The organism is Microcoleus sp. Pol12A5, from assembly GCF_036701435.1.
In the GTDB taxonomy this organism is placed as follows: domain Bacteria; phylum Cyanobacteriota; class Cyanobacteriia; order Cyanobacteriales; family Microcoleaceae; genus Microcoleus.
This window is the reverse complement of sequence record NZ_JAUBQU010000175.1, coordinates 1-8594: the sequence shown is the minus strand read 5'-3', so window position 1 is coordinate 8594 and position 8594 is coordinate 1. Positions and strand designations below refer to the sequence as shown.

At 47.4% G+C, this 8594-nt stretch carries 2 protein-coding genes and 2 pseudogenes; 3 read left to right on the top strand and 1 reads right to left on the bottom strand.

The annotated features are described in order from the left end of the window. Window positions 1-488 (bottom strand): annotated as a pseudogene (locus QUA45_RS26450) (serine/threonine-protein kinase); the annotation flags it as partial. A gap of 449 nt (window positions 489-937) precedes the next feature. Between QUA45_RS26450 and QUA45_RS26445 the strand changes: the two are divergent. The 3 genes and pseudogenes from QUA45_RS26445 to QUA45_RS26435 all read left to right on the top strand — a co-directional run. Further along, a complete protein-coding gene (locus QUA45_RS26445) occupies window positions 938-4027 on the top strand; it encodes a calcium-binding protein (RefSeq protein ID WP_333222744.1) in 3090 nt (1029 codons plus the stop codon). Window positions 4028-4600: 573 nt separating this feature from the next. After that, on the top strand, window positions 4601-8305 hold the full coding sequence (locus QUA45_RS26440) for an FG-GAP-like repeat-containing protein (protein WP_333222742.1): 3705 nt from the start codon (window positions 4601-4603) through the stop codon (window positions 8303-8305). Between the two features lie 101 nt (window positions 8306-8406). Further along, window positions 8407-8594, top strand: a pseudogene (locus QUA45_RS26435) (GUN4 domain-containing protein); the annotation flags it as partial.

Genomic DNA, 8594 nt, shown 5'->3' with positions numbered 1-8594 from the left:
CACAAAGGTCGATCGGGCAAATTTTCATCTTCAGCCAGATAGGTATCGCTGTACTCCGTATTCACCAAATGTTCTCTGATTCGGTAACGCATCCGCAGCAGCTTTTGCAATATCGCATCGACAGATTTAGTGGGTTGTGTGCCTTTTTGTACAGCTCTCATGATGCAGTCCCAAAGATTTGCTCCGACTACTCTTTCTTCTTGTCCAATAATTTCTGCTTGCTTCAGTACCTTTGTAAGTTCTTTCCACAAGTTGTAACCGACATACCGCCCCAGGTAACCCACTGTGTACCCGCGGGCGATCGGATCGTTTTGCTGAATTTCTTGGTACGTCCAAGACTGCAAAACACCGCGAATTATCGATTTCTGCAACCGAGTCAGGTGTTCTCCACTTTGTTTTTCTACCAAATTGTCTAAAAGCTCGATCGCTTCTTCTACTGTCATGACTTCATATTTTAAGTTAATTGTTGTAGACAACGATCTGCACATTTTTTTGCTCCTAATCTAGCAACGTTTGACTCAGTGATTACAGATTCCAAATTCCCAATTACTAATTGCCAATTGTTAATTGTTAATTGCCTGATTCTTAGGCAACTAACAATTGCTATGTTTCCGTTATATATGATTTAGCTAAAGTTTGCTATTTTGTCTATCGATTGAAATATATATTTACAAATATGACTTTTATGACTTTAAGTTATGACTTTTATGAATTGACTTTCTAAGTAGTTTATTGAATTATGTCAATCAACAAGTTGACAGATGCGATCGAACTCACATCTAACATTTTGAGCTACACCCGCTGGGTGGGTCAACCTACGATCGAGAAAAATCGATTAACCAAAGACTAAATGCTATTGCGACCAAACCGGAATAGCACACTTTTAGTAACAGAAAGTCCGAGACTCATAACATCACATCAGGAAGGAGATTTACTCATGGCATTTATTTTTGCACCCAATAACAATGACACTTTACTCACAGGAACTGCGAACGATGACACCATATCGGGAGCGGCAGGAAATGATACCCTCGTCGCGCTTGCAGGTAAGGACTTTCTTGACGGCGATGAGGGCAATAACTCCCTCCTCGGCGGACTTGGCGACGATTTCCTGTTTGACGGAATCGGCGATTCGACTCTCAGTGGCGGTGAAGGCAATGATTTTTTTCTCAGCTTTGGCGGTAACGACCTCATGCTTGGCGACGCGGGGGATGATACTCTCCTCGGCGGTGAGACTCTCGCCGGTGCGAACAAATCTAGTACCCTTCTAGGTGGATTAGGCGACGATGTAATATTTGGCGGTTTGAGCAAAGACTCCCTCGATGGCGGAGATGGTGTTGACTTGCTCCTGGGTTTAGGTGGCGATGATTCAATTTCTGGAGGGAATGGCAGCGATTTCCTCTTGGGCGGTAATGGTAATGACACTCTCAGAGGGGGACTCGGCACCGATATTGTGGCTGGAGGCTCTGGCAGCGATTTGATTGACGGCGGAGACGGTTTTGACTTAGTTTCCTATGCGGCAGCGACAACTCCTGTGCTAGTAAATCTCCTAACAGGGATAGCAACGGGAGAGGGAACCGACACTCTTATCGGTATTGAAGACATTGACGGTGGCAGCGACAAAGACTCTCTGACAGGGAATACTAGCGTTAATTTCCTAAGTGGTTTCGCTGGTGATGACTTTCTGTCGGGATTGGATGGCGGTGACTTCCTCTACGGCGGTGATGGCAAGGACATCCTCGACGCCGGATTGGGCGACGATTTCCTTGATGGGGAAGCTGGGGATGACTCTCTCTCAGGCGGTGATGGTAGTGACTTCCTCTACGGCGGTGATGGCAAGGACATCCTCAACGCCGGATTGGGCGAAGACTTGCTGTCTGGGGAGGCTGGGGATGACTCTCTTTCAGGCGGTGATGGTACTGACTTCCTCTTCGGCGATGATGGCAATGACTCCCTCAGTGGCGGATTGGGTAACGATGTCCTGTCTGGGGGAGCCGGCAATGACACGGTTGATGGTGGAGAGGGTGTTGACTTTGTTTCTTACGACGGTGCAACTGGCCCGGTAGTCGCTAATCTGACAACTGGGACGGCAACGGGAGAGGGAACGGACAATCTCATCAGTATTGAAGACATTGACGGCGGCATTGGCAATGATTCTATGACAGGAAATACTAGCGTTAATTTCCTAAGTGGTTTCGCTGGCGATGACTTCCTATCGGGATTGGATGGCGATGACTTCCTGTTGGGTGGTGATGGCAAGGACATCCTGAATGGGGGGGCGGGCAATGATTTTATGGGTGGAGGTGCTGGTGATGATTCCTTAGATGGGGGGTTGGGCAATGATTTTCTGTTCGGGGGAGATGGCAATAATACTCTTGCCGGTGGTGGCGGTGCTGACTTCTTGGTTGGAGGGGTGGGCAATGATGTTTATCAGTTGGAGGGTACAACGGCTCAAGGTAGCTTTATTTCAGATATTGGCGGCATAAATTCCCTGAGTCTTCCGGGAGTAACGCTTTCACTGACTTTGGCTCCTGGAACGACGGGCTTGGGACGAGATGGCACGACTTTGGTGATTGATTTGAACCAAGATGGGGTGCTGAATGCTCAAGATGTGCAGATTTTCGACTTCTTTGCGACGCCGACTGGGACTACTCCTGGTGCTGGTGTTATCCAAACTGTGGGAAATTTCAGCAGCACGCAAATTTTCAGTAGTTTTGCTGTGTCGCCTCCACCTCCTCCGCCACAACCGCTACCTCCTACACCGACACCTCCAACTCCACCGACGCCAACGCCAACTCCACCAACTCCACCGACGCCTACACCGACACCTCCACCAATTGACCCGATAACTACACCGACACCTCCACCTCCGCCAACTCCAACTCCAACTCCAACTCCAACTCCAACTCCGACTCCGACTCCAACTCCAACTCCAACTCCAACTCCAACTCCAACTCCAACTCCAACTCCAACTCCGACTCCAACTCCGACTCCGACTCCAACTCCGACTCCAACACCAACTCCAACTCCGACTCCAACTCCGACTCCAACTCCGACTCCGACTCCAACACCACCAACACCACCAACTCCAACACCAGACGGTCCAACACAACCAACTCCACCAACACCACCAACTCCAACACCACCAACACAACCAACTCCAACACCAGACAGTCCAACACCAGACGGTCCAACACCACCAACTCCAACACCAGACGGTCCAACACCAGACGGTCCAACACCACCAACTCCAACACCAGACGGTCCAACTCCAACGCCTCCACCGACTCCGACTCCAACACAAACACCAACGGAATCATGTCCGGCACCGATATCGATACCGATGCCCGTATTGGAGCCCGGCCCGATCGTGACTTTGGAAAATTCAGGAGATGATTTGTTATTAGGTACTAGCGGTGAAGATAGTATCAATGGCGGCAGGGGCAATGACACGATGTTCGGTTTGGATGCTGCCGATAGTTTGTTTGGCAGTGATGGGGACGATCGCATTTTTGGCAATCCCGGCAGCGATACGATTGATGGTGCTGCTGGCGATGATGTTATTTTTGGCGGCAAAGATAACGATTTAATTGTCGGGCGCGATGGGAACGATCGACTCAGGGGCGATCGAGGTAATGATACTGTTATCGGTGACAGCGGCGACGATCTTCTGTTCGGCGGCAAAGGGTTGGATGTGCTGTTTGGCGGGGAAGGAAACGATACGCTGAGCGGCGATTTGGCTCAAGATACCTTAGTTGGCGGGCCGGGAAATGACTTGTTTGTGGTGCGCCAAAATGGAGCGCCAGCGGATGCAGATGTTGCTGATTTAATTGCAGATTTTCAGGTGGGAATTGATGCGATCGGACTTACTGGAAATTTAACCTTTGATAACTTGCGGCTAGATGAAGTTGATTGCAGCACTGTCATTCGAGTTGCGGATTCCGGCCAAGTTTTGGCTGTGGTTAATTCGGTGAAGCCAGACCAACTTTTGGGAAGTTTTGTGAGTGCTAATATCACTTTGATTTAGAGAGGAAAGGGCGAGCGAATGAGCGATCGAGGCGCGATCGCTTAAACCGAAAGCTCGCTGTGGGAATTAATTCCCACAGCGAGTAGCTTAAGTCCTCTGAAAGAGGACTGAAATTGCGACGATTTCAAAGAGGTTTGGCAGTCGGTTAAAAACCGACTTTGGCTATGAGACGGGGAATTTATTTCCTGGCGAATTTCTGGGTAATGGCACAAACTATTGCAGGCGAAAATTGTTGGTGAGTCCGCAAGTCCGCCAGGGGTTAAAAACCCCTATCTCATAGCGCAAGTCCTCTTAAAGAGGACTGAGATTGCGACGATATCAAAGAGATTTGGCAGCAGACGGGCAAAGCTATAAACTGTCAAATTTATCTATAACTTGCAATATAATTTTACAAATATGACTTTTAAGACTTTAAGTTATGAACTTTATGACTTGACTTTATCAGCGATTTGTTTAATTATATCTGTTACCACTTTTAACTAAAGAATACGTTGCCGAATTAGGCATAGCAGATTCGACTTCACAACTCCAAACATCAGAAATTACCCTTGTCAATTAATAGGTAAATTAATTATGTCTCTCTTCAGTACCGCAACCAGCTTCCCTATCGGCGATGTCGGCGAAGGGTTGAGTAACATTCTTGTAGCAGACTTTAACAAAGACGGTAAGCCAGATATCGCCACAGCCAATTACGACACTAACAACATCTCCATCCTGTTGGGGACAGGCACAGGAAGCTTTGGCACTGCCAACAACTTTAACATCGGCTTTATGCCCATAGATCTCGCATTAGGGGACTTTAACAGCGACGGCAACCTTGACATAGCTTCTGTAAAGAGGAACGGCGCAGATGTAGGCCAAGTAGCGATCCTTTTGGGAAATGGCACAGGTAGCTTTGGTACTCCCAGGAGCTTCGATCTGGGGGAAGCTGATGGGAAGTCAGAGTATGATGGTTTTAATATTGGTGCGGGTGATTTTAACAGCGACGGTAAGCTAGATTTAATTACGATCGGCGAGTACAATTCATGGCTTCTGTTAGGAACTGGTACGGGCAGCTTTGGGACTGCTACTAAGTTGAATGTTAATGAGTCGAAGCCGCATTTTGGTGTCGTGGAAGACTTTAATGCTGACGGCAAGCTCGACTTAGCTTTCACAGACTCTTCTGATAATGTATCGATCCTGTTGGGGACAGGAACAGGCAGCTTTGGGACTCCTACTAAGTTTAAGGTGGGGAACACTCCGAATGGGTTTGCCATAGGAGACTTCAATGGAGATAACAAGCCAGATTTAGCTGTAGCAAACACTAAAAACGTATCGATCCTGTTGGGGACAGGGAAAGGCAGCTTTGGGGCACCCACTCACTTTGATGCGGGGGAGTTTCCCAGTATCGTTGCTGTTGGGGACTTTAACGGCGATAACAAGTCAGACTTAGCTGTGACTAGCGAGGATGAAGAGGATAGTCTCTCCATTTTGTTGGGAAATGGTACGGGCAGTTTTGGTGCGCCCGCCAACTTTTTTACGGCTGGGGAATATCCCTGGATCATTGCTGTTGGGGACTTTAATGCTGACGGTAAGACAGACTTAGCTACGACAGATGAAGAATCTGGCAACATCTCGGTTTTGCTCAACAACAACGATGATGTAGCGGATGGTGATATTGGCAATGAGGACAATGATACGGCTGGTGTTTCTGTTAGCCTCACCGAAATGGAAGTTACAGAAGGTGGGGCGAATGACAGTTACCGTATCAAATTAAAGTCGCAGTCAACAGCACCCGTTACCATCAATCTCACAACAAATAATCAGATTCAGTCGATCGCCCCTCTAACATTCACCCCAAATAATTGGAATGTTGCTCAAACTGTAACAGTAAAAGCTGTTGACGATACAGTTGTGGAAAGTACGCGCCGCGCTAATATTACTCACAAAGTTAGCAGCAATGACAGTAACTATAACGAGATTTCGGTTCCACGGGTGAGAGTGACGATCGAGGATAACGATACTACACCGACACCGACACCGACGCCAAAGCCGACACCCGCGATCGAGGATGAGGATGAGGATGAGGATAACGATACTACACCGACGCCAAAGCCGACGCCAACACCGACGCCAAAGCCGACACCCGCGATCGAGGATGAGGATGAGGATAACGATGCTACACCGACGCCAAAGCCGACGCCAACACCGATATCTGAAAGTCCAGGGATTATTATTAATCCGAAATCGGGATTAGTAACTACAGAAGCAGGCAGCACAGACAAATTCACCATCAAACTCGACAGCCAACCGACTGCTAATGTCAGAATTAATTTGCGTAGTAACGATGAGACAGAGGGAACAATTTCCTCGGAAACTGTTACTTTCAATTCTACTAATTGGGATATAGCGAAGACGGTGACGGTAACAGGCGTTGACGATAGCGTAGATGATGGAAATAAAACTTACACCATTATTACCGAACCTGCTGTTAGCGCCGATAGCGATTACTCCGGATTAAACGCAGCCGATGTCACTGTTACCAATAGCGATAACGATCCATCAACTACTACTAACTCTAATAGCGGATCTGGTACGAACTCTTCCGTCCAAACCGACCAAGAGATCGTAAACGAGGCGATCGTACAAATTATAGCGCCTTTCTTTGGTCTAAACAATTTCTTATTCACCGATTTAACCCCGAGTGGCGATGGTTTCACTTTAGGTGCCGTAGGTCCAGATATTAGCAGCGGTTTAGTTAAGGACGGTTACATTTCCGGCGCAACTGTCTTTTTAGATGCCAACAAAAATGGCGTCAAAGATGCTGGCGAACCATCAACTACTACTGACTCCAATGGTAAATACAATCTTGAAATTCCCTTGGATAGTTTCGACAAGAATAAAAATGGGCAAATCGATCCAGAAGAAGGCAATTTAGTTGCTTTTGGGGGGACTGATACTGCTACGGGTTTGCCTCTAAAAAATTCTCTTTCTGCACCTGCTGATGCCACAGTTGTTACTCCATTAAGCAGTTTGGTAACTGATTTGATGGCTGGCGGAATGACGCAGAGTGAAGCGGAGTCAAAGGTTAAATCTACTCTGTCTATTCCTGGGGAAGTCGATCTGCTAGATTTAGATGCGATCGCATCTACAGCCAAAAATGAGCCTGGGGGTGTTGAAACTTTAGTCGCCGTGACCAAAGTTCAAAATGTCATTATCCAAACCAGCAGTTTAATCGACGGTGCATCTGCGGCGGATAATAATGCAATTATCAAAGCTGTTGTCGGGGCAATTAACAATAAAATCAAATCCGGCGGTTCCCTGGATTTGAATGATGCGGCACAAGTAGAAAGCATTATCCAGCAATCTGTTACCAACGTCAAACAAGTTGACACTAATCTCGACACTCAAAAATTTTCCCAACTAGCGCCAGAAGCAGCGAAGGTAACGGCTGAGGCAAATCAAAGCACGGATAAAGTTAAATCTAACTTTTTGCCTGAGTTTATTCCTTCTGAAATTGCCAAAGTCCAAAAGGTGACATTAGGTGAAAGTTCGATCGCCCTCGAAGCAGCAGCCGCCGGCACAAAACCCATCGCCGAGGTAGTTTCCGAAAATACTGGCGAATTTTTAACTGCCAAAATTCAAGGAACTCCACTACCGACTCCAGCCCCTACTCCAGCCCCTACTCCGGTTGTCGAAGTCGATGTTATTGAAGTTGGCAATACTTCTCCTGAACTTCTCGGTGATGAGGGCAAAAATCTTGTCGGTACTGATGATAGCGATACTTTAATCGGCGGCAGCGGTAACGATTTTATCAGTGCCCGAAAAGCTAGTGATTCCCTCGATGGTGGCGCTGGCAATGACAGCATTTACGGCGGTCGGGAACTCGATACGCTGACAGGGGGCGATGGCGATGACCTCTTATTTGGAGGCCGCGGTACTGACAGTTTGGAAGGCGGTGAAGGCAATGACAGTTTGTACGGCGGTAAGGGCAATGATACTTTGCTTGGGGGCGGGGGAGATGATTTCCTCAGCGGTGAAAATGGCGAGGATTTTCTGAAAGGAGGTAGCGGGAGCGATCGCTTTTTGTTAACTCCAGATACCGGCTCGGATACGGTGCTTGATTTTGAGGTTGGTATTGATAAATTTTCGCTCAACAACGGTTTGACTTTCCAGCAGTTAGAAATTAGTCAAACTGCGGGAGGAACGTTGCTGAAAGTTACATCAACTGGTAAACTTTTGGCAACAACGACTGGGTTGAATAGTTCGATTACTGCATCGGATTTTGTGTTGCTTTAGATCCAAATCCAGCGTAGGGGCAATCCTGTGGTTGCCCTTCTAAATGAGGTAGGCACTAAAAACGAATTATTCGTTAAATCACTTTTACCGGGAGGAGAATCATGTTTAAATTTGGAAAAATGACTCTAGTATTCATCACCGCATCTGTTGCTGTTTTGCAGCCAGCTTTTCGGGCTCGCGCACAAGAAACCAGCAGCGAATTCAGGCAACTACAAACCTTATTAGAAGCTAAGAAATGGGACGACGCCGATCGCGAAACCGTCTCTTTACTCCGCAACAACCCCACGTC